Raw genomic sequence first — 20,842 nt, forward strand, 5'->3', positions numbered from 1 at the left:
GGAAGTCACATGCAGCGCCAGGATGCTGATAGCTCAAGACGCCGACGCCTGACCTGGCTGCTGGCCCTGCCCCTGCTGGCCCTGGCCCTCTACCTGGTCGTGGCCAACGGGCTGATCAACACCCGATACACCCAGGCGTGGCTGGCCGAGAGGTCCGGCATGTCGATCCGCTGGGCGTCGGGATGGAGCGCCTTTCCCGGCCACCTCACCCTCGAGGCACTGTACGTCGAGAGCGAGGACCCGGCCCTCGAGCTGGCGGTGGACCGGGCACGTCTTCGGGTCTCGCTGGCGGCGCTGCTCGAGCGCCGACTGGAGGTCTCCACCTTCACGGCACAGGGGCTTCGCCGCTTTCGCATGGGCCACCACCGCCTGGAGGGAGATGGCGGTGTCGCGCTCTCCGGCCTGCGCCTTGACGAAGGCCGGGTATCGATCCATGACCTCGAGCTCTCCCTGGAGAAGGCCCGGGTCAGGCGTGGCAGCACCGTGCTGGCCAACGACATTCGCCTGGCAACCGACCTGCAGGTGGCCCCCTTCCGCCTGCGTGAGTACCCCGACCTCGCGGCGGCCCGTTTCGTCTCGGGCACGCTCTCCCTGGATGCCACGGCCGACGCCTGGGACGTCTTCAATCCCTACCTGCGCCAGCTGGGCTGGCTCGACCTGGCCGGCCACGGCCGACTGAGCGGCGAGCTGTGGCTCGAGCGCGGCGAGCTCGCCCCGGGAAGCGACCTCACGCTGGACTCCCCGTCGCTGCTGGTGGAACTGGACGAGCGGGTGCTGCTGTCGCCCCCCTCGGAACTCGAGGAGGGCGACAGGCCAGGCCAGGTGCGCGCCGAGGGCAGGCCCGACCGCCACCGGCTGAGCGGCGGGGGCCGTGTCGCCGGCCGGGTCGTGAAAGGCGACGAGGGGCCGATCATGGAGCTCGGTGTGACCCTGGACGAGATGCTGATGCAGCGTGCGGAGCTGGCCGACCCGTTCATGACCAGCCGGCGCTTCCGGCTCTCCGCACGGCTGCCCGGTGCCGACCTCGCCGACGCCCCGCGACGACTGGCCTCCGCCCGGCTCGAGTGGGAGGATGCCCGGCTGCCCAACGTGGGCGCCCTGGCGGTCTACCTCCCCGAGGGCGGCCCACTGACGCTGCAGAGCGGCAGTGCACGACTGGAGGGGTACCTGGCGTACCGGGATGGCCTGCTCGAGGGCAACTTCCACCTCGCCGGCGACCGCGTGGCCCTGACCCTGGCCGGACGGCCGCTGGAGGGCAGCATGGCCCTGGACCTGGCCCTGCCCGAGGTCGATCCACGCCAGCGACGGCTCGACCTGTCGGGCACCCACCTCGAGGTCTCGGCGCGTGGCGAGGAGGACGAACTGCCGTTGACCACCGAGGTCACCCTGGAGCAGGCCAGTCTGACCTCGATGGCGCCCCTGGACAGGCTGATCGGGGGACAGGGTCCGCCGCCGCTGGATGGCCGGGTGGCGATCAGGGGGCGCGTAGCCCGGCTCGATGTACTCGATGACTTCCTGGTCCACGCCGTCGACGGCGGCCTCACCCTGGAGGGCGGCGGTGAGCTGGCCGCCAGCCTGCAGCTGGAACGGGGTCGGGTGGCCTCGGGCAGCCGCCTGGCCGTGACCACCGAATCGTTGCGGGCCCGCCTGTTCGACCTGGAGGCCTGGGGGCGAGGCAGCGTCACCGCCAGCTGGCAGGAAGCCCTGGGGCGCCCCAGGGCCCGGCTGGACGCCAGCCTGGAGGAGACCCGCGTGGCGAGATCCTCCGACCGAGCGCTGCTGATGCGCGATGGACGGCTGGTCCTGACCGCCGAGAGCGACGCCCCTGCACTAGCCGGACCACGCCTCTCGCTCGCCTGGGAAGACGCCACGATGCCCGATGTCACGGTCCTGCAGGCCTATCTGCCCGCAACCGCACCGGTGACGCTGCAGTCCGGACGGGGCACCACCCGGGGCCGGGTCACGGTCGAGGGGGGCCGGGCCCGTGGCCAGGCCGACCTGTCCGGAGAGCGTATCACTGGCCGCCTCCTCGGCCGGGAGGTGGAGGGAGAACTGGCGCTGGACCTCCAGTTACAGGAGGCCGACCTGAGCAAGCGTCGCCTGGACCTCTCCGGGTCACGGCTGTCGATGCAGGCGGCAGCGACGACATCGGGCCCCCACCTGCGTACCCGGATCGTGGCCCGCGAGGCCCGCATCGGGCCGCTGCCGATGCCGGGACGAAATGAACCTACGCCGGGAGTGGACGGGCAACTGGTGCTCGATGGGCTGGTCGCCAACCTTGGCTTCCTCGATGACTTCCTCCCGCCTGCCCACGGCCTGACCCTCGCGGGCAGTGGCCGCTTTCGGGCCGAGCTGCGCCTCGAGAATGACCACCTTCGCCCGGGCAGCCAGCTCCAGGTCGAGGCGGACGACCTGGCGGTCGGCTTCCTCGACTTCTCGGCCAGTGGCCAGGGCCGGCTGGATGCCGAGATCGACGGCGATCACGAGACGCCGGGAGCCCGGCTGGCCCTGACGCTGCCCCGTTTCAGCCTGCACCGCATCGGGGAGGCAGAGGCCCACGTCGAGGGCCGCCACTTCAGTCTCGAGACCGAGACGCCACACTTTGGCCTCGACCAGGACGAACGCTCGCTGCAGAACTTCACCACCCGCATCCGCCTGCCCATCGCCGAGGTGGATGATCTCTCACGCTACAACGCCTACCTCCCCGAGGAGTCGGGCCTGGCGCTGCTGGGGGGCCGCGCCGGCCTGGAGGTGGACCTCCACCTGGAGGGGCTCCAGGCCCGCGGGGACCTGACCCTCCAGGCCTTCGACACGGCCATCCGGCTCGGCGACCAGCACCTGGAAGGCGACCTGCGGCTCGAGGCCCGCCTGCGTGATGGCAACCTGGTCACTCGCCGCTTCGATGCCTCCGGCTCCCGGTTGCGGCTGGACAACATCCAGCGCCGGGATGAGCGGACCCGTGGCGAGGCCGGCTGGTGGGCGCAACTCGACATCACCGAGGGCCGTCTCGACTGGACCCGCCCCCTGCGACTGGATGCGCGGCTCGACATGGCACTGCGTGACAGTGGCCTGCTGGCGCGCCTGTTCCTGTCCCGTGCCCGGGAATGGGAGTGGCTGGGTCGGCGCCTGACGGTCAACGACATCCGCGGCAACGCCCTGCTCCACCTCGACGACGATACCCTGCAGCTGCGCGAGGCACGCCTGACGGGCGAGTCCCTGGAGATGCTTGCCGACCTGGTCTTTCGTGACGAGGCACCGGATGGCTCGCTCTATGCGCGCCTGGGCATCCTCGCCGCCGGCGTCTCCCTCGACAAGGGACATCCCGAGGTTCGGCTGCTGCGCCCGCGCCGCTGGTATGAACGACACCGTCCCTCGTCGGAAGAGGATCTGGAGGAGGTCACGGCAAACCAGTGGCAGGAAGCCCTGGATGCCCTCCCCGCCCCTTTGGCAAACCCGGAGTGAGTGCTCCTCGACCAAAGAATCGTGGGTAATAAATAAGGGGCATACTGCATCGCAACACGCTGTGATAAGATTCTGCCGTTTTCCAACCTTCCCCCCACCTCCTGCCTCAGGATGATCGCAGCCATGCTGACAACCTGTCGTATCCCCCCCCAGCCACGGCAACCCGCCCGTTGGCCGGGCATGCTCGTGCTCGCCTTGTTCTCGCTGCTGGCCAGCGGCCCAGTGCTCGCCGCCACCGGCGAGCTCGACCTGACCAGCTCCTTCGTGGGCTTTCTCGCCGTCGCCGTCTTCGTGCTGGCCTACGCCCTGGTCATGGCCGAAGAGAAGATCCACATGCGCAAGTCGAAGCCGGTGCTGGTCGCGGCCGGCATCATCTGGGCGCTGATCGGCTGGGTCTATGTCAAGGCGGGCATGCCCACCGAGTCGGAGCACGCCTTCCGCGTGACCCTGCTCGAGTTCACCGAGCTGATGCTGTTCCTGCTGGTGGCGATGACCTACATCAACGCCATGGACGAGCGCCGGGTGTTCGATGCGCTGCGCTCCTGGATGGTCCGCAAGGGCTTCAGCTACCGCTCGCTGTTCTGGATCACCGGCGTGCTGGCCTTCGTGATCTCGCCGATCGCCGACAACCTGACCACCGCCCTGCTGATGTGTGCGGTGGTGACCAAGGTCGCCGAGGGCGACAAGCGCTTCATCAACCTCTGCTGCGTGAACATCGTGGTGGCGGCCAATGCCGGCGGCGCCTTCAGCCCCTTCGGCGACATCACTACCCTGATGGTCTGGCAGGCCGGCATTGTCCAGTTCTACGAGTTCTTCGAGCTGCTGATCCCGTCGCTGATCAACTTCGTGATCCCGGCCGTGGTGATGAGCTTCTTCATCAAGAACCGCAAGCCGGCCAGCATGGAGGAGGACGTCTGGCTGAAGCGCGGCGCGCGGCGCATCATCGCCCTCTTCCTGCTCACCGTGGCCACCGCCGTGGCCTGCCACACCCTGCTGCACCTGCCGCCGGTGCTGGGCATGATGACGGGCCTGGGCTACCTGCAGTTCTTCGGTTACTACCTGCGTCGCACCCTGCCGCGCTCCCTGGAGCGCAAGCGCACCCGCTACAGCCAGCGCGGTGACTGGAAGAAACTCGAGAGCCTGGGCAGCGTGGTGCCCTTCGATGTCTTCAACCGCGTGGCACGGGCCGAGTGGGACACCCTGCTGTTCTTCTACGGCGTGGTGATGTGCGTGGGGGGCCTCGGCTTCATGGGCTATCTGGGCCTGCTCTCCGAGGCCCTCTACACTGGCTGGAACGCCACCGGCGCCAACATTGCCCTGGGCGTGATCTCGGCGGTGGTCGACAACATCCCGGTGATGTTCGCGGTGCTGACCATGGAGCCGGACATGTCCCATGGCCACTGGCTGCTGATCACCCTCACCGCCGGCGTGGGCGGCAGCCTGCTGTCGATCGGCTCGGCGGCAGGCGTTGCCCTGATGGGCCAGGCCCGCGGCAACTACACCTTCATGGGCCACCTGCGCTGGACCCCGGTGATCGCCCTGGGCTACATCGCCAGCGTGATGGCCCACCTGTGGCTCAATGCCGAGAGCTTCCACGTCTTCAACTGACCCCTTCCTCCCGGCGGCCATACGCCGCCGGGAATTTCTCACCGCGTTGATACGCCGGCCTGTAAATTTCCTTAAAGTGATGTAGCGTATAAGGATGACCCGTGTCTGAACGACATGATGGTCTTCCTGATGCCTGTCATGGCAAACAGCTGATGCGCATCGGGCATAAAAAAGATAATGCCCCAAGGGGCAGCAGGGAGAAGGCGTCATGGATTCATACACACGTAACGTGCAAGCCGCGCCTGCATGGTGCATGAACCTGGCGCTCATCAGACAACGGGAACCCGACCCCCGATGCCATCACTCGTCCTGATCCGCTCCCTGGCAGCGGGCGGCGTTGCCGTTGCCAGCCAGCCGGGGAGGCGCACTTCATGCGGTGCCTGAGCCTGCTGGCCCTGGCCACCGTGATGCTGCTGGCCGGCCCGCCGCTGGCCGGCACGACGGCCGTTGCTCAAGAAGCACCGATCCTGCTGGTGGCCCACCCCGATGTGAATACCCGCCAGCTCAAGCGCGACACCACCCGCGCCATCTTCGCCATGAGGCAGCGCACCTGGCCCGATGGGCAGGCCGTGCGGGTCTTCGTGCTCGACAACAACCACCCCGTGCATGCGCGCTTTGCCAAGGAACAGCTGGCCGTCTATCCGCACCAGCTGCAGCTGGCCTGGGATCGCATGGTGTTCTCGGGTACCGGCCAGGCGCCCGACCGCGTTCGCGACCAGGCGGAGATGCGCGAGCGCATCGCCACCACGCCCGGCGCCCTGGGATACCTTGAAAGGGAGTACCTGGATGATCGTGTCCAAGTCATTTCGATGGAGTGATTCCCGCTCCATGACCGCCATGGCCGCCGCCCTGGCCCTGGGCCTGGGCCTGTCCGGCCAGGTACACAGCGACGAGGGCGTGCTGGATACCCTCCAGGTGCATGGCTTCCTGAGCCAGGCGCTGATCATCACCGACGACAACAACTTCTTCGGCCCCAGCAGCGAGGACGAGGGCAGCTTCAAGTTCACCGAGATTGGCGCCAATGCCTCGCTTCGGCCCCACGAGGACGTGCTGCTGGCCGCCCAGGTACTGAGCCGCCGGGCCGGGGGAGATGGCAGCGATGCCACCCCGAAGCTGGACTATGGTCTTATCGATTACCAGATGCTGTCCGACCAGCAGCGCACCTTCGGCATCCAGCTTGGCAGGATCAAGAACCCCTTCGGCTTCTACAACCAGACACGTGACGTGGCTTTCACCCGCCCCAGCATCTTGCTGCCACAGTCCATCTACTTCGACCGAACGCGCTCACTGGCTCTTACGGGCGACGGAGTGACATTTTATCTGGAGGAACGCCTGCCCCAAGGGGTCATCAGGGGACAGGTGGGTATGGGGATTCCTCAGGCTGAGGATGATTTGAGGCAGACACTACGACTAGACAGTATTCCAGGCTCACTGGACCCGGAACAGTCTGCAATCGGGCAGGTCCGCTACGAGCATGATGGTGGGAGAATTGTTGCTGCATTGAGTGCTGCCAGTGCCAAGGTCCACTTCGATTCGAAGGCACCCGGTTTGAATGATGGGGATTTCTACTTCAAGCCTTGGGTATTCTCGCTGCAATACAATCAGGAACTCTGGAGCTTGACGGCAGAATATGCTCTGCGAAGATCGGGGCTCGAAAACTTCAACAATCCACGCCTGAATTTCGATACCACCGGTGAAAGCTGGTATCTGCAGTATACTCGACGCTTCCTTGATGACTGGCAATGGCTGGTTCGTTACGACAGCCTGGTAAATGACCGAAGTGACCGTTCCGGTAAGGAATTTGAGGCCAGCACAGGCGGCGCGCTACCAGCTCACTCACAGTTTGCTGATGATATCACCCTGGGCCTTCAGTGGACCCCACACCCCAGACTGCTGCTGGCCGGCGAGTATCACCACGTCGATGGCACCGGCTGGCTGCCTGTCCAGGACAACCCGGACCCATCGGAGACCAGTCGTCGCTGGAACATGCTGCTGTTCCAGCTTTCGTTGCGCTTCTGACGTCTCACTGCTCCTGGCCAGGAACCCACCGAGATGAGCCTCCCCGCGTCTTACCGGACCCGTCGCCGCCTCAGCCTGACATGGCGTGTCATCGCCCTGAGCAGCCTGCTGCTGGTCGGGCTGGTGGCACTGTTCACCTGGCTTGGCCACGACAACCTGACCCGCCAGTTCCAGGAGAGCCGCCACCAGCACCATGAGCGGCAGCAACGGGAGATCCGCCTGGCCCTGCAGCGCTCTGCGGAGAACCTTCGCCAGTTGGCGGGCCTGGCCGCGGCCTCGCCACGCCTGGGCCCGCCCCTCGAGGCGGGCAACGCGGTCGAGGTAGAGGAAGCACTGGCGTCTCAGTGGCCGACCCTGCAACTCGAGGCCGGCATCGACGAGATCCTGGTGGTGGACACCCGAGGACAGACCCTGGGCCGCTGGGGCGCCGGCCAATCGGAGGGCAGCTTGCCGATAAAGGTCTGGGTGCAACGGATCATGGAGACCGAGATGCCCATCACGGCGCTGCGCTGTGCGGCAGACTGCCAGCAGTATGCCGCCGTCCCGGTGCTGGTGGATGGCGAGAGCGTCGGCCTGGTCGTGCTATCCCGGTCGCTGGCCGATGTGACCCGACAGGCCAGGGAGGTCTCCAACGCCGAGGTGGCTCTGCTGGTGACCGGCCCGCTGGAGAACCGCGACCTTTCCTCGGAACGCCATCTCGCCCCCTGGAACGGCTACCTGCTGGCCCTTACGCGCCAGGAAGAGAGCCTGCCCGTCCTGCAACGGGCAGCCGCACTCGGGCAGATCCGCGCCCTGCTACAGGCCCCCCTGCAGCTTCAGCACCAGGGGCAGTACCTGGAGCTCAGCGCGGTCCGCATGGACGAGGATGCGGACCGACGCAGCACCGGCTACTTCCTGCTGGTCTCCGACATCTCGACCCAGATCAGGGCCATCAACGAGGACACTCGCATCCTGCTGGGGGTTGGCCTGGCGGGCTGGATCGCCGCGGAACTGGTGCTGCTGCTGATCCTGCTGCGCCCCATGGCGCGCCTGCGCCGGATCGCCGGCCTGCTGCCGACCTTGGCCAGCGGGGGGTTCGACGATGTGCGGGCACAGATCCCCGCCGTCCGCCACCGCCTGCCGGACGAGATCGACGTGCTGGAAGGCACCACGCTGGAGCTCTCGCAACAACTCGAGATGCTGGAACAGGAGGTTCAGGAACGCGGTGACCAGCTGGCGGAGCGGGTCGAGGAGCTGGCCCAGGAAAGGGACTTCGTGAACAGCCTGCTCGATACCGCTCGGGTCTTCATCATCGCCCAGGACAGCAGGGGGCGGATCAGCCTCATCAACGACTACACTCGCTCGATGCTGGACCTGGACGAGCCCTCCCTGCTGGGCCGTCACTTCGTGGATGTGTTCGAGGCGGGCAGCCCTTCCCTGGTCGGCGCCTTCGACACGCCCCAGCAGGAGGAGCGGACCCTGCAAACCCCGGACCAGCGCATTCATACCATCGCCTGGTACCATGCACCGCTGCCGTCCGGCACGGACGGCAGCATGTCGCGAATCTCGGTGGGGCTCGACATCACCGAGCGCAAGGCCGCGGAGGCCCGTCTGACCTGGCTGGCCGAGCGTGATCCCCTGACCGAACTCTACAACCGGCGCTTCTTCCAGGATGCCCTGCAGAAGGCATTGTGGCGTGAGTCGCGCGGCGCCGTGCTGCTGCTGGACCTGGACCAGTTCAAGGAGGTCAACGAGCTCAGCGGCCACCATGTCGGTGACCGACTGCTGCGCGAGGTGGCCGAGACCCTCCTGCTGAACCTGGGACATCGTGGCGTCATCGCCCGCCTGGGAGGCGATGAGTTCTCGTTGCTGCTGGAACATGCCGACGAGGACCAGGCGGTCCAGGTTGCCCAGTATATCGACCAGTTGCTCGACAGCCTGGGGTTCACGGCGGCAGGGCGGCGCCACCGGGTCACCGCAAGCATCGGCATAGCACTGTTCCCGGTCCACGGCGCGACGCCGGCCGATCTGATGGCCAGTGCCGACGTGGCGATGTACAAGGCCAAGGAGAGTGGCATCCAGCACTGGCACCTGCTCTCCAGGACCGAGAACGCCAAGGATGAGCTGCAGGAGCGGGTCTACTGGGTCGAGCGCGTGCGCAGCGCCCTGGAGGAGGACAGCTTCGAGCTGATGGTGCAGCCGATCATGCGGCTGGAGGATCGCGACGTGAAGCACTACGAAGTGTTGCTGCGCATGCGTGATGCCGATGGCAGCCTGGTCTCTCCCTCCTACTTCATCCCGGTAGCCGAGCGCAGCGGTCAGATCGTGCAGGTCGACCGCTGGGTGCTGCGCCACAGCCTGCGACTGCTCAGTCGCCTGCAGGAGCAAGGCATCAGCCTGGCGGTCAACCTGTCCGGCCAGTCCCTGCACGATGAAGGCCTGAAGCAGTACCTGGCCGACGAACTGGCCGCCAGCGGTGCCGACCCCCACCATCTCATCCTGGAGGTGACCGAGACCGCCGCCGTCACCGACTTCTCCACTGCACGTGGCGTGCTGCAGGCGGTCCGCGACCTCGGATGCCGCACCGCCCTGGACGACTTCGGCGTAGGCTTCAGCAGCTTCCATTACCTGGGCCAACTGCCGGTGGATTACATCAAGATCGACGGCTCTTTCATCCGCAGCCTTCCGATCAGCCCCGAGAGTCGCGTCATCGTCCAGGCCATTGCCGATATTGCTGCCGGCTTCGGCAAGCAGGCCATCGCCGAGTTTGTCGATCAGGAAGCGCTGCTGCCGATGCTCAAGTCATATGGCATCACCTATGGCCAAGGGTTTTTCCTCGGCAAACCGATCACACTGGCAGGGGCATTCGGGATAGCCGGGCATACCTAGCCGCGAGCACCTTATGAATAGGCCCTACTGCAATTTTCACGAAAGGAATATCAAATGAAGCCTTTCTCCAGCTCTACCAAGGACAGCGACGAGTCCTCGCAGCTTCTCGACCAATTCATGGACGAATTCAGATTCAAGCTGGCCAGAAGCGCGCAGGACAAGGAAAGGGTCTATCGACTGAGATATGACATCTACTGCGAAGAGCTCGGATATGAAAAGCCCAGCGACCCATTCAAGAAGCTCGAGTATGACATCCATGATCAGAACTCCATCCACTGTATGGTAGAGCACCGCAGGACCGGCCTCGTGGCCGGGTGTGTCAGGCTCGTTATCCCTGCCCCCTCGAGCCCACCTCCATTAAACCAGCTGCCCCTTCAGTCATATGGCTATCAGAGCCTGACACATCCAACGCTCCATCCGGACAAGCTTCCGCCGGACAGCTACTACGAAATTTCTCGACTGGCCGTCAACCGGTTATTCCGGTCGAAAATCAGGGACAGTGACGTCCCCGGAGTATCGGGAAACCCCACCGTCTTCACGAATGAGGAAAGGCGGATCTTCCCCTTGCTGGTAAGCGGGTTATTCCTCGCCGGCTATGCCCTGGGAAGGCTATCGGGAAAAATTCAGGTTTTTGCCATGATGGAACCCAGGCTTCCCCGGCTGCTTGCCATGTCGGGATTCCACTTCACCAAGGTGGGAGAAACCATCGATTTTCACGGCCGACGTAGTGCCTACTATATCGACCGGCAGAAGGCGGAACAGGGAATGCAGAAAGCACTGATGCCACTCTATCTGCATATCCAGCGGGAGCTAGCCCCGCAACTGGAAGAGCTGCCGGTGCATGAAGCCAGGGTCTCCTGCTCCTGAGGCGGGGAAAGGATCGGCCCCGGATAGAGCCTATCCGGCCAGTCCAGCAGCATGATGGCCAGCACGTTGCGGTGCTCCCCATAGGCCAGGTCGGTGCCTCCCTGCTCTGACGGCACCATCCTCGCCTCGGGGTCATAGGCCTCGAGCAGTGCATCCTGAAGGCGCGCTACGGCCGGATGATCCTCCTCCCCGGCCAGCAGAAAGCTGATGCCCACCTCCGTATAGATGTCCTCCTTGGTATCCGCGAGAATGCGCTCCACACTGGCGGCGAACTCGTCCAGCACCCAGCGGAACTCCTCGGCCGACACCGGCTGCTGGTAGTAGTCGCTGGCGGCAATCACGAAGTGGGTCATGCCGTAGATCTTGTTGCGGTACTCGGCCGAGGAGAGCCTCGGGTCGCGGCGCGGCGGATACTGGTGGCGGAAGGCCGTGATGACCTCCTCGCGAAGGTCGGTGACGCCCAGGTCCTCCAGGTAATACGCCAGGTTGGCCACCTGGGCGGCATAGATCGCTCTCACGTCGGGGTCGAGCAGGAAGGTACGGAAGTCGACGCTTGCCAGGTAGTCCAGCGCCCGGTGATAGCCGGGAAGGTCGACCTCGTTCAGCAGGCCATGGTACTTCGCCTGGGTCAGGTCGAAGGCCAGGCTCTTGGCATAGGCGATCTCCCCCCACTCGGCGAGCATCCGCTTGCGACGACGCTGCTTCTCGCTGTCCACCGGATAGGCCGCCACCTTCTCCCGGGCCCGTCGCTCCGCATGGCCCGGCGTGTCCAGCGCCTCGATCTCCTCGCGAATCCGGCCCACCAGGCGCCGGCCGTAGTCGCGGTTGAGGGGCAGGTAACGGGCGTCTCCGGTGATCCGGTAGAGCCGCTGGGCATAGTGGCGCTGCTTGCTCTGGGGCAGGTCGGGCAGTGCCGCCTCGTAGCGCTCGCGTATCGCCGCGGCCACTGCCGCCTGGTCCAGCCCCTGCGCCTGTTGCTCGAGGCCCCGCTGCGGGACGGCACAGCCGGTCAGCGACAGGAGCACCACCATCAGCCAGGTCGCAAGCACGGCAGGCGTGCGGCCCCTTCCCATCAGGGTCATGCTCATTTCGGCTTCCTCCCTCGTCTGGCACGCCCCGGCGGGATCAGCTTGACCCTGGCCTTGGGCCGCCCGGGGGGCATCTGCGCCTCCTTCACGTCACCCTCAGGGGCTTGTGGCATCGGTGGCGGCTGCACCACCACCCAGGCGAACACCGGCAGGGAGAGGTGCCAATGGATCGCCGAGAGCCTCAGCCCCAGGGTGACTACCAGCCCCGTGGCGATGGAGACGGCCAGCGGCACGGCGATGGCCTCCAGGGCCACGAAGACCACGCCACCGGCAATCGAGGCGGTAGCGTAGACCTCCTGCCTGAGCACCATGGGAACCCGACGCGCCAGCACGTCACGGACCATGCCGCCGGCCACCCCGGTCAGCAGCCCCATCAGTACCGCCACCACGCCGGGTGCCTCCAGCATCAGGGCCTTGTGGGCCCCGATCACCGTGAAGAGTGCCAGGCCGAAGGCGTCCGCCACCGGCAGGAAGCCCCGCGAGAGACGATGGATGTAATGGAAGCCGAGGATCGATAGGCCCACGGTAGCGAGTATCACCCAGAGGTAGGTCGGGTCCGTCACCCAGAACACTGGGCGCACGCCCAGCACCAGGTCTCGCAGGGTGCCACCACCGATCCCGGTCACCGCCGCCAGCACCAGCATGCCGAAGGGGTCCATCCGCGAGCGGCAGGCCAGTATCACGCCCGAGAGGGCAAAGACGATCACCCCCGCCATGTCCAGCCAGTAGACCACGCCCGTCACTTCGCCTCTCCCTTGTCTGCTGGCCGGCAGCATAGCGCATCCGGCCCCCTTCCCGCTGCAATGATGCCGCGGTTCAGGCGGGCGGCGGGATCAGCCGTCGGGTCATGAGGGTCACGGTCTCGCCGTGGTGGCGAAGGGTCTCGTGGTCCGCCCAGCCGAGGCGGCGATAGAGCGCCTGCCGGTCCGGGGTGAAGAGATAGAGCCGCTCGATGTCGTTCGCCGAGGCTTCCGCCTCCACGCGACGGACCAGCGACGAGGCGATGCCCCGCCCGCGCCATTCGGGCCGCACATAGACCGAGGCCAGCCAGGGCGCGAGGTCGGGGCGCGGGTCCAGGTCATGGGCCACCAGGCTGGCGGTCCCCACCGGCCGGCCCGCCGCGATCGCCACGAACACCGAGGGCACGCCGGCCCGGCCGCACTCCCCGCGCAGGGCAGCAAGGCGCGAGGCCTGCGTCTCGCCGGGGCTCAGGTGCGACCACTCGGCATGCTGCCAGGCCGCGACCCGTTCCAGGTGCGGCGAGTCGGCGCTCAGTCGCACGATCTCAACGCGCTCCGCCATGCCTTCCCTCCTCCTGACGCTCGCGACCGAAGCGTTCCAGCTGCATCTCCTGCAGGCGACTCACGACCCGCCGGAACGGGAAGGCGAGGTAGCCGTGGGTATAGAGCTCACCCAGCGCCACCTCAGCCTCCAGGTAGAGGGGAATGCGCCGGTCATAGCACTCGTCGACCAGGGCGATGAAGCGACGCACGCCGTCGTCATGCCGGGTCAGCTCGGGAAAGTCCCGCTCGCCCGCCTCGACGCGTGCCACCCCGTCCTCGGTGCCCCGGGCGATGCGGCCTGCCTGCTGTCCGCCGCCCAGGCGAGGCACGTCGCTCAGCAGGACATGCGTGAAGCGATCCCCCAGGGCGATGAAGTCCAGCGCGGCGAGGGGCTGCTCGCAGAGGTCGGCATAGCGGCACCACAGCACGCTCTCGCTGCGACGCACCACCGGAATCGCACGGTGCCCGAGTTCCACGGGGGCGTCGGAGACAGGCTCCGCCTGGCGCAGTCGTTCGAACACCTCGCCCAGCCCGCTCGGCTCCCCCGAGCGGGCGACCCGGTAACGGGGATGGGCCTGGCCGGTATGCAGCCGGTGGTCCTCGCCGCCGTCGAGCTCGACCACCTGCATGTGACGCTCGATGGCCGCGATGGCGGGCAGGAAGCGCTCGCGGTTGAAGCCATCGGCATAGAGCTCGTCGGGGGCCTGGTTCGAGGTGCAGACCAGCGTCACCCCATGATCGAACAGGGCGCTCAACAGGCGCCCGAGGAGCATCGCATCGGCGATGTCGCCGACGAACAGCTCGTCCAGGCACAGCACCCGAATCTCGTCGCCCAGCTCCCTGGCCAGGGCCGTCAAGGGATCGGCGGTGCCGCTCAACTGGAACTGGCGCCGGTGCACCCAGTGCATGAAGTGGTGGAAATGCAGGCGACGCGCGGGCACCCGGAGGTGTCGATGGAAGTCATCCATCAGCCAGGTCTTGCCACGCCCGACCGGGCCCCAGAGGTAGACCCCCGGGATGGCCGCAGCCGTGTTGGCGCGCTCCGCCTGCTGCAGGGCGTGAAAGCACGCCTCGAGATGGCCGACCGCCTGCCACTGGGCCTCGTCCGAGGCGAAGCCCGCCTGCTCGACCGCCTGGCGATAGGCGGCCCTCGGCGACGATGACGCCCTGATCGCCTGCGGCTCCCCGTCCATGTCGGCCTCCTCCTGGCCTGCGCCGCCGTCACCTGCCGCGGGGCTCATCCTCGCTGGAAGGGATAGACCGCGCCGATGGCCAGGATCCCCGTCAGCTCATCCAGCGCCGCCAGGGTCTCCTTGGCCAGCTGCGGGTCGGCCAGGTCCCTGGGGGCGAGGCGGTCGCGGTAGTGGCGCTCGACCCAGGCGGTGAGCTCGCCGTGCAGGGCATCGTCCAGCAGCACCCGCCCGGAGAGGGCCGCGCGCTCGGCCGCCGAGAGCACCACCCGCAGGCGCAGGCAGGCGGGGCCTCCGCCGTTGCGCATGCTCTGCTTGACGTCCTTGACCACGACCTCGCCGATGGGGTTGTGGCCGGCCAGCAGGAGATCCTGGATGGTGCGCCAGACGCTCTCGCGCTCCTGGCACTCCCCGGGCACCACCAGCGTCATGGTGCCGTCCGGGTTGGAGAGCAGCTGGGAGTTGAAGAGGTAGGAGGCCACGGCGTCCTCTAGGCTGACCGCCTCCTCGGGGACCCGTATCGGCACCAGCGGCGTGGCCATCCTGGCCCTCAGCTCGTCCAGGGTGGCCTGCTCGTCGAGGAAGGCCCGCTCGTGGTAGAGCAGCACCGGCCCGTTGCCCACGCTGATGACGTCGTTGTGGAAGACGCCGGCGTCGATGGCCTCGGGGTGCTGCTGGGCGAACACCACCCGGTTCTCCGTGAGCCCATGCTGGCGGGCAATCGCCTGGCTCGCCTCCAGGGTCTGGCGCGCCGGGTAGCGACGGGGGGCCACGCCCTCCTCCGCTCCCCAGCCAAAGGCCGCGCGGCCATAGACGAAGAGGTGCACCCCGGGCTCGCCGTGGTCGGCGGCGAGTCGGGTATGGTTGGCTGCGCCCTCGTCGGAGAAGGCGGGGGTCGCCGGCAGCACCGGGTGGTGGGAGAAGCGCTCCTCGTCGCGGAAGATCGCCGCCAGTACCCGGGCGGTGGTGGCGGGCTCCAGATAGCGGTGGAAGCTCGACTGCAGGTTGGCCGGGGTGAAGTGCACCCGGCCGTCCGGCGCATCCGGGGAGGGCGTCACCGTGGCGGCATTGGCGGTCCACATGCTCGAGGCCGAGCAGACCGCGCGCAGGATCTGCGGGGCCTCGCCCGCCGCCCGGGCCAGCACCCGTTCATCGCTGCCGGAGAAGCCGAGCTGGCGAAGCGCCCCCAGGTCGGGGCGCTGCTGGGGCGGCAGCACGCCCTGGGCGTAGCCGGCCTCCATCAGCGCCTTCATCTTGCCCAGGCCCTGCAGGGCGGCCTCTCGGGGATTGGCCTCCAGGCCACCGTGGGTCATGGAGGCGACGTTGCCCAGGGCGAGGCCGGCATAGTTGTGGGTCGGGCCGACCAGGCCGTCGAAGTTGACCTCAAGAAAGTTGACCTCGCGCACGTCCGGGGTCGGCTGGCTCATAGCGTCACTCCCGGCGGCAGGTTCTCTGGCAAGACCAGTGCCTCGCTCTCCATGGAGGCGACCGGGTAGGCGCAGTAGTCGGCCGCATAGTAGGCGCTGGGGCGGTGGTTGCCGCTCTCGCCGACGCCGCCGAAGGGCGCGTCGCCGGAGGCGCCGGTGGTCTGGCGGTTCCAGTTGACGATGCCGGCGCGGATGCGCAGCAGGAAATCGTCCCAGTCGGGGCGCTCGCCGCCGATCAGTCCGGCGGAGAGGCCGTAGCGGGTGTCATTGGCCAGGCGCAGCGCCTCGTCCCAGTCGCGGTAGCGATGCACCTTGAGCAGCGGGCCGAAGTGCTCCTCGTCGGGCACCGCCAGCCCGGTGACGTCGATCAGCGCCGGGCTGAGCAGGCTGGTGCCGGTCTCGACGCGCGCCATGCGGGCGAGCACCGTGCCCCCCTGCGCCTCCAGGTCGTCCTGGGCCTTGAGCAGGCCGTCGGCGGCCGCCACGCTCACCAGGCCGGCATAGAAGGGCGCGGGGTCGCTGAACTGGCCGGCCACCCGCAGCCGCGAGATGGCATCACTGAGGGCATCCAGCAGGTGGTCCCCCACCTGGCCCTCGGGCACGATCAGCCGCCGGGCGCAGGTGCAGCGCTGGCCACCGGAGAGGAAGGCCGACTGAAGGATGGTCAGCACGGCTGCCTCCTGGTCGGGGACGTCCTTCACCACCAGCGGGTTGTTGCCGCCGAGCTCCAGGGCCAGGATCTTGTCCAGCTGGTCGGCTAACTGGCGATGCAGGAGGCCCCCCACCCGGGCGCTGCCGGTGAACAGCAGGCCATCGATGCCGGGGTTTGCCGAGAGCGCCTGGCCGGTGGCGGCCGCGCCCTGCACCAGGTTGATCACGCCATCGGGCAGCCCCGCCTCCTGCCAGCACTGCAGGGTGAGGTCGGCGGTCAGCGGGGTCTGCTCGCTGGGCTTGAAGACCACGGTATTGCCGGCCAGCAGCGCCGGCACGATATGCCCGTTGGGCAGGTGGCCGGGGAAGTTGTAGGGGCCATAGACCGCCATCACCCCGTGCGGGCGATGGCGCAGCACGGCGGTGGCATCCCCCAGGTCACGGCTGCGCTCGCCGGTGCGCTCCTGGTAGGCGCGGATCGAGATCGCCACCTTGCCGATCATGGCGCCGACCTCGGTGCGGGCCTCCCAGAGCGGCTTGCCGGTCTCCTGGGCGATGGCCTTGGCCAGCTCCTCGCGGTGACGCTCCAGTACCTCCCGGAAGCGCTCCACCAGCGCCTGGCGCGCCTCGAAGCCCTGCCGCGCCCAGGCCGGGAAGGCATGCCGGGCGGCCGTCACCGCGGCATCCACCTGGGCCTCGGTGGCGGCACCGCCCTCCCAGAGGCGTTCGTCGGATACCGGGTCGTGCTTGGTGAAGGCCTCGCCCTCGCCCGCCTGCCAGGTGCCGCCGACCAGCAGCTCTCGTCTTGCCTTCATCACGCCTCCTCCTCGGTGTCCAGTATGCGCAGGGTGTCGCCGGAGGCGACTTCCAGACGACGCGCCTCGGCCTCGTCGAGCGTCACCACGCCCTCGGCGTCGGGCCCGCGTCCCAGCCAGGCGGCGCGGAAGCCGGCCATCCCGGTGGTGGCGGCCAGCCAGCGCGGCCGCGGCGAGTGCTCGAGCGTGCCGGCCTTGACCTCCACCCGGCAGCGCCGCGACAGCCGCACGCCGCGCACGTCGTCGATGTAGGCCTCCACGGTGGGGCCGCCGTCGAAGATGTCGATATAGCCCTCCCAGCGCAGGCCCTCCTTCTTGAGCATGGCCAGCGCCGGGCGGGTGTGCTCGTGGACCTGGCCGATGCAGGCCCGCGCCGCCTCGCTGAGGAAGGGGGTGTAGATCGGGAACTTGGGCATCAGCTCGCCGATGAAGCTCTTCTGGCCGAGCCCCGTGAGCTTGTCCGCCTCGTCGAAGTCGAGGGGGAAGAAGTGGCTGCCCAGGCACTCCCAGAAGGGGCTCCTGCCCTGCTCATCGAAGACGCCGCGCATCTCGGCGAGCACCTTCTCGGGGAAGCGGTCGCGGAACTCGGCCATGAACAGCCAGCGCATCATCGACAGCAGCGCGCCGTTGCGCTCGTGGCGTCGGTCGGCGCCGCGGTACTCGGGGCGCAGGAACAGCGAGGCCACCTCGGCGTCGCCGGTGTGGTCGGAGCTCAAAAAGAGGGTGTCGATGGTGCGGTGCAGGTCGAGCTGCACCGAGGAGTGGGCCAGGGTCCCCAGCCGGTAGTGGTAGAAGGGAATCTCGCGCCCCACCTGGCCCTCGATGGCGCAGCAGCCGGCCAGCCGCCCGTTCGCCTCGTCTTCGAGCACGAAGAAGTAGAGCCGCTGGTCCGGCGGCGTGCGCTCCTCGAAGGCGGCCACCGTCGAGGCGATCCGGGACGCCAGGAAGTCGCGGTTGTCGGGTAGCGAGGTGAAGCCCACCCCGGTCTCCCGGGCCAGGGCCTGGAGCTCGTCCAGGTCGCCCTCGGCGATCGGTCGCATACGCATCACAGCTCTCCCTCGTCATAGCCCGGATCGTGCGCGTCGAGACTCCCGTCGCCCATCCCCGGCAGTGCCAGGGGGGCGGCCAGCACGGCGCGCCCCTCCTCCACGCCCAGCCGCTCGGCATGCTCCGGCGACAGCATCAGCTGGCCGGTGGGCGACAGGGCGTAGCGCGCCACCACGCAGCGGAAGTCGCCGAGGCGCTGGTTGGCGACCATGGCCGGCTCGGCATCGGGCAGCGCGTGGGCGGGGCGGATGCGCACCGGGTGCCAGGCGGCCCGCCGGAAGCTGGCCAGGCGCTCCCGCTCGCCCTTGATCACCGGGCCAGCATCGAAGATATCCACGTGGCGCGAGCGCAGGAAGCCCTCGGCCAGCATCTCGGCGAGGGCCGGCTCGTGGTCGGGGTGCTCGCGACCGATGGCGGCTCGGGCCTGGGGCGTGAGCAACGCCAGGTAGAGCGGGAACTGCGGCATGACCTCGGCGATGAAGCTCTTCGAGCGCACCCCGGCCAGGTAGTTGATCTCCTGGTAGTCGCGCACGAAGAAGTGGCGACCCACGCTGTTCCAGAATGGCGACTCGCCCTGCTCGTCCAGGTAGCCGGGAAAGGCCATCGCCAGGATCCCGGCGAAGCGCTCCGGGTACTGGGCGATGAACATCAGCCGCGCCCGGCGCAGCAGGCTCTCGGCGCTGGTGCCCTTGTAGCGGGCATCCAGCGACAGGGCGCAGAGCAGGGTCGCCTCGGAGACCTCGTGGGAGAGCGCCAGGGTCGGCACCTCGCGACGCACGTCGAGCTGCTGGGAGGCGTGGATCAGCGTCTCCTGGCGATAGGTGTAGTAGGCCTCACGGGCACCGGCCTGGGCACGGATGGTGGCGGTCCCCGCCACCTCGCCGCGCTCCAGGTCCTCGAGCACGAAGGTGTAGTGCTCGTCGCCGGGTACCTCGACCTCGGCGGCGAAGGCGCGCTGGGAGCGGGCGATGCGCTCCTCCAGGCGGTCGCGGTGGGCCGGCAAGTTGGTCAGCCGCGGCGTCGCGCTGCCGGCCAGGCGCTCCAGGGCCGGCAGGTCCGCCGGGCGGACGGGGCGTATGACCAGCATGGCAGGGTCTCCGGAAGGGGATGAGTCATCACGCATCGCGAAACCGGGGCTCACTGCCCCGCCACCAGGCGCGCCACCGCCCGCTCGAGACGCGCCATGCCCTCGGCGATATCGGCCTCGGGGATCACCAGCGAGGGCGCCATGCGCAACACGTTGGGGCCGGCGATCAGCGCCATCAGTCCCTCCTCGAGGGCCAGCGGCAGGATGTCCTTGGCGCGCCCCTCGTACTCCGGCGCCATCTCGGCCCCGATCAGCAGGCCCATGCCGCGGATCTCGCGGAACACGCCATGCTGGCGGTTGATCGCCTCGAGGTGCTCGCGGAAGAGGTCATGGCGCCGCTTGACGCCCTCGAGCACCTCCGGGGTGTCGATATATTCCACGGCGGCCAGGGCCACGGCCGAGGCCAGCGGGTTACCGCCGTAGGTGGAGCCGTGGGTGCCGATGGCCATGGCCGGGGCCACCCGGTCGGTGGTCAGCATGGCGCCTACCGGGAAGCCGCCGCCCAGCGACTTGGCGCTGGTCAGGATGTCCGGGGTCACGCCGTACTGCTGGTAGGCATAGAGTGAGCCGGTGCGCCCCGCCCCGGTCTGCACCTCGTCGAAGATCAGCAGCGCATCGAAGGCGTCGCACAGGTCGCGCAGCCCCTGCAGGAAGGCGGGATCGGCGGGGATGATGCCGCCCTCCCCCTGCATCGGCTCGACCATCACCGCGCAGGTGTCGTCGTCGATCAGGTTGCGCACGCTGTCGAGGTCATTGTACTGGCCATGGACGATGCCCCCCGGCACCGGGCCGAAGCCCTGGGAGTACTTGGGCTGCCCGCCGACGCTGACGGTGAAGAAGGTGCGGCCGTGGAAGGACTGCGAGAAGGAGACGATGCGGTGCTTGTGCTCGCCATGGTGGTCATGGGCCCAGCGCCGCGCCAGCTTGAGGGCCGCTTCGTTGGCCTCGCCACCCGAGGAGCAGAGATAGACCTTGTCGGCGAAGGTGCGCTCGACCAGGCTGCGCGCCAGCTTGAGGGCCGGCTCGTTGGTGTAGACGTTGGAGAGGTGCCAGAGCCTGTTCGCCTGGGCCGTGAGGGCCTCGACCAGCACCGGGTGGCAGTGCCCGAGGCCGTTCACGGCGATGCCGCCGGCGAAGTCGATGTACTCGCGGCCCTCCTGGTCCCACAGGCGACTCCCCTCGCCGCGCACCGGGACCGCCTTCTGGGGGGCGTAGTTGGGCACCATGTAGTGGTCGAAGTCGGCGCGGGTCGGGGTCTGGCTCATGTCGCTCTCCATTCCAGGCATGACGGATCAACTATCATTCGGGTCAAGTATCCCTCGAGTATAGGGAGCGTCGGCGCGGGGGGCTTTCAGCAATGGGACGGCGAGTTGTGTAATAGGGAGCCGCCGCGCCACCCTACGCACGCCGCGGCCCCCCGACGAGGAGTC

The 20,842-nt window shown here is 68.0% G+C and carries 15 protein-coding genes; 6 read left to right on the forward strand and 9 right to left on the reverse strand.

All coding sequences use genetic code 11. From position 1 onward, the window contains the following. The first annotated feature begins 9 nt into the window (after positions 1–9). The 6 genes from SCI24_RS08415 to SCI24_RS08440 all read left to right on the forward strand — a co-directional run bounded on the left by SCI24_RS08415 (position 10) and on the right by SCI24_RS08440 (position 10,824). Positions 10–3,462 carry a hypothetical protein gene (locus SCI24_RS08415; protein ID WP_318724973.1) on the forward strand — a complete coding sequence of 1,151 codons (3,453 nt, stop codon included), beginning with the start codon at positions 10–12 and terminating at the stop codon, positions 3,460–3,462. 123 nt (positions 3,463–3,585) lie between these two features. Then, positions 3,586–5,070: a sodium:proton antiporter NhaD gene (gene nhaD, locus SCI24_RS08420; RefSeq protein WP_318724974.1), complete on the forward strand. Its 1,485-nt coding sequence runs from the start codon at positions 3,586–3,588 to the stop codon at positions 5,068–5,070. 371 nt (positions 5,071–5,441) lie between these two features. After that, positions 5,442–5,888 carry a hypothetical protein gene (locus tag SCI24_RS08425; RefSeq protein ID WP_412929373.1) on the forward strand — a complete coding sequence of 149 codons (447 nt, stop codon included), beginning with the start codon at positions 5,442–5,444 and terminating at the stop codon, positions 5,886–5,888. After that, positions 5,857–7,089: a hypothetical protein gene (locus SCI24_RS08430; protein WP_318724975.1), complete on the forward strand. Its 1,233-nt coding sequence runs from the start codon at positions 5,857–5,859 to the stop codon at positions 7,087–7,089. The genes SCI24_RS08425 and SCI24_RS08430 overlap by 32 nt, the downstream gene beginning before the upstream one ends. A 33-nt stretch (positions 7,090–7,122) precedes the next feature. Next, complete coding sequence (locus SCI24_RS08435) at positions 7,123–9,957, forward strand: EAL domain-containing protein (RefSeq protein ID WP_318724976.1); 2,835 nt, start codon at positions 7,123–7,125, stop codon at positions 9,955–9,957. A 54-nt stretch (positions 9,958–10,011) separates the two neighbouring features. Next, positions 10,012–10,824: a PEP-CTERM/exosortase system-associated acyltransferase gene (locus SCI24_RS08440; RefSeq protein WP_318724977.1), complete on the forward strand. Its 813-nt coding sequence runs from the start codon at positions 10,012–10,014 to the stop codon at positions 10,822–10,824. Here SCI24_RS08440 and SCI24_RS08445 read toward each other — a convergent pair. From SCI24_RS08445 to SCI24_RS08485, 9 genes are all read right to left on the reverse strand, one after another. Continuing rightward, positions 10,746–11,912: a DUF3541 domain-containing protein gene (locus tag SCI24_RS08445; RefSeq protein ID WP_318724978.1), complete on the reverse strand. Its 1,167-nt coding sequence runs from the start codon at positions 11,910–11,912 to the stop codon at positions 10,746–10,748. The two genes, SCI24_RS08440 and SCI24_RS08445, sit on opposite strands and share 79 nt — an antisense overlap. Continuing rightward, the gene (locus SCI24_RS08450; protein ID WP_318724979.1) at positions 11,909–12,655 is read right to left on the reverse strand and encodes a trimeric intracellular cation channel family protein; all 747 of its coding nucleotides are present in this window, start codon (positions 12,653–12,655) and stop codon (positions 11,909–11,911) included. Before SCI24_RS08450 ends, SCI24_RS08445 begins: the two co-directional genes overlap by 4 nt. Before the next feature lie 73 nt (positions 12,656–12,728). Beyond that, the gene (locus SCI24_RS08455) at positions 12,729–13,214 is read right to left on the reverse strand and encodes a GNAT family N-acetyltransferase (RefSeq protein WP_318724980.1); all 486 of its coding nucleotides are present in this window, start codon (positions 13,212–13,214) and stop codon (positions 12,729–12,731) included. Next, entirely contained in the window at positions 13,198–14,388 is a 1,191-nt protein-coding gene (zapE, locus tag SCI24_RS08460; RefSeq protein WP_318724981.1) for a cell division protein ZapE, read from the reverse strand. The genes SCI24_RS08455 and zapE overlap by 17 nt, the downstream gene beginning before the upstream one ends. A 44-nt stretch (positions 14,389–14,432) precedes the next feature. Then, positions 14,433–15,812, reverse strand: coding sequence for an N-succinylarginine dihydrolase (gene astB / locus SCI24_RS08465; RefSeq protein WP_318724982.1), 1,380 nt, complete (start codon positions 15,810–15,812; stop codon positions 14,433–14,435). Next, positions 15,809–17,278 carry a succinylglutamate-semialdehyde dehydrogenase gene (gene astD / locus SCI24_RS08470; protein ID WP_318724983.1) on the reverse strand — a complete coding sequence of 490 codons (1,470 nt, stop codon included), beginning with the start codon at positions 17,276–17,278 and terminating at the stop codon, positions 15,809–15,811. The genes astB and astD overlap by 4 nt, the downstream gene beginning before the upstream one ends. Beyond that, positions 17,278–18,324 (reverse strand): arginine N-succinyltransferase, encoded by a 1,047-nt coding sequence (gene astA, locus SCI24_RS08475; RefSeq protein ID WP_318724984.1) that lies wholly within the window; start codon positions 18,322–18,324, stop codon positions 17,278–17,280. The genes astD and astA overlap by 1 nt, the downstream gene beginning before the upstream one ends. Continuing rightward, positions 18,324–19,412, reverse strand: coding sequence for an arginine N-succinyltransferase (locus SCI24_RS08480; protein WP_318724985.1), 1,089 nt, complete (start codon positions 19,410–19,412; stop codon positions 18,324–18,326). Before SCI24_RS08480 ends, astA begins: the two co-directional genes overlap by 1 nt. A gap of 50 nt (positions 19,413–19,462) precedes the next feature. Continuing rightward, positions 19,463–20,677, reverse strand: coding sequence for an aspartate aminotransferase family protein (locus SCI24_RS08485; protein WP_318724986.1), 1,215 nt, complete (start codon positions 20,675–20,677; stop codon positions 19,463–19,465). Positions 20,678–20,842 lie beyond the last annotated feature (165 nt).

The sequence above is a fragment of the Halomonas sp. genome, from assembly GCF_033549285.1.
Lineage (GTDB): Bacteria > Pseudomonadota > Gammaproteobacteria > Pseudomonadales > Halomonadaceae > Halomonas.

Bases quoted from the DNA above. Each gene is read 5' to 3' on its own strand.
- nhaD (WP_318724974.1), top strand. From the start codon at position 3,586: ATGCTGACAACCTGTCGTATCCCCCCCCAGCCACGGCAACCCGCCCGT.
- astA (WP_318724984.1), bottom strand. From the start codon at position 18,324: ATGCGTATGCGACCGATCGCCGAGGGCGACCTGGACGAGCTCCAGGCC.
- SCI24_RS08455 (WP_318724980.1), bottom strand. From the start codon at position 13,214: ATGGCGGAGCGCGTTGAGATCGTGCGACTGAGCGCCGACTCGCCGCAC.
- zapE (WP_318724981.1), bottom strand. From the start codon at position 14,388: ATGGACGGGGAGCCGCAGGCGATCAGGGCGTCATCGTCGCCGAGGGCC.
- astD (WP_318724983.1), bottom strand. From the start codon at position 17,278: ATGAAGGCAAGACGAGAGCTGCTGGTCGGCGGCACCTGGCAGGCGGGC.
- SCI24_RS08435 (WP_318724976.1), top strand. From the start codon at position 7,123: ATGAGCCTCCCCGCGTCTTACCGGACCCGTCGCCGCCTCAGCCTGACA.
- SCI24_RS08440 (WP_318724977.1), top strand. From the start codon at position 10,012: ATGAAGCCTTTCTCCAGCTCTACCAAGGACAGCGACGAGTCCTCGCAG.
- astB (WP_318724982.1), bottom strand. From the start codon at position 15,812: ATGAGCCAGCCGACCCCGGACGTGCGCGAGGTCAACTTTCTTGAGGTC.
- SCI24_RS08480 (WP_318724985.1), bottom strand. From the start codon at position 19,412: ATGCTGGTCATACGCCCCGTCCGCCCGGCGGACCTGCCGGCCCTGGAG.
- SCI24_RS08430 (WP_318724975.1), top strand. From the start codon at position 5,857: ATGATCGTGTCCAAGTCATTTCGATGGAGTGATTCCCGCTCCATGACC.
- SCI24_RS08485 (WP_318724986.1), bottom strand. From the start codon at position 20,677: ATGAGCCAGACCCCGACCCGCGCCGACTTCGACCACTACATGGTGCCC.
- SCI24_RS08415 (WP_318724973.1), top strand. From the start codon at position 10: ATGCAGCGCCAGGATGCTGATAGCTCAAGACGCCGACGCCTGACCTGG.
- SCI24_RS08445 (WP_318724978.1), bottom strand. From the start codon at position 11,912: ATGAGCATGACCCTGATGGGAAGGGGCCGCACGCCTGCCGTGCTTGCG.
- SCI24_RS08425 (WP_412929373.1), top strand. From the start codon at position 5,442: ATGCGGTGCCTGAGCCTGCTGGCCCTGGCCACCGTGATGCTGCTGGCC.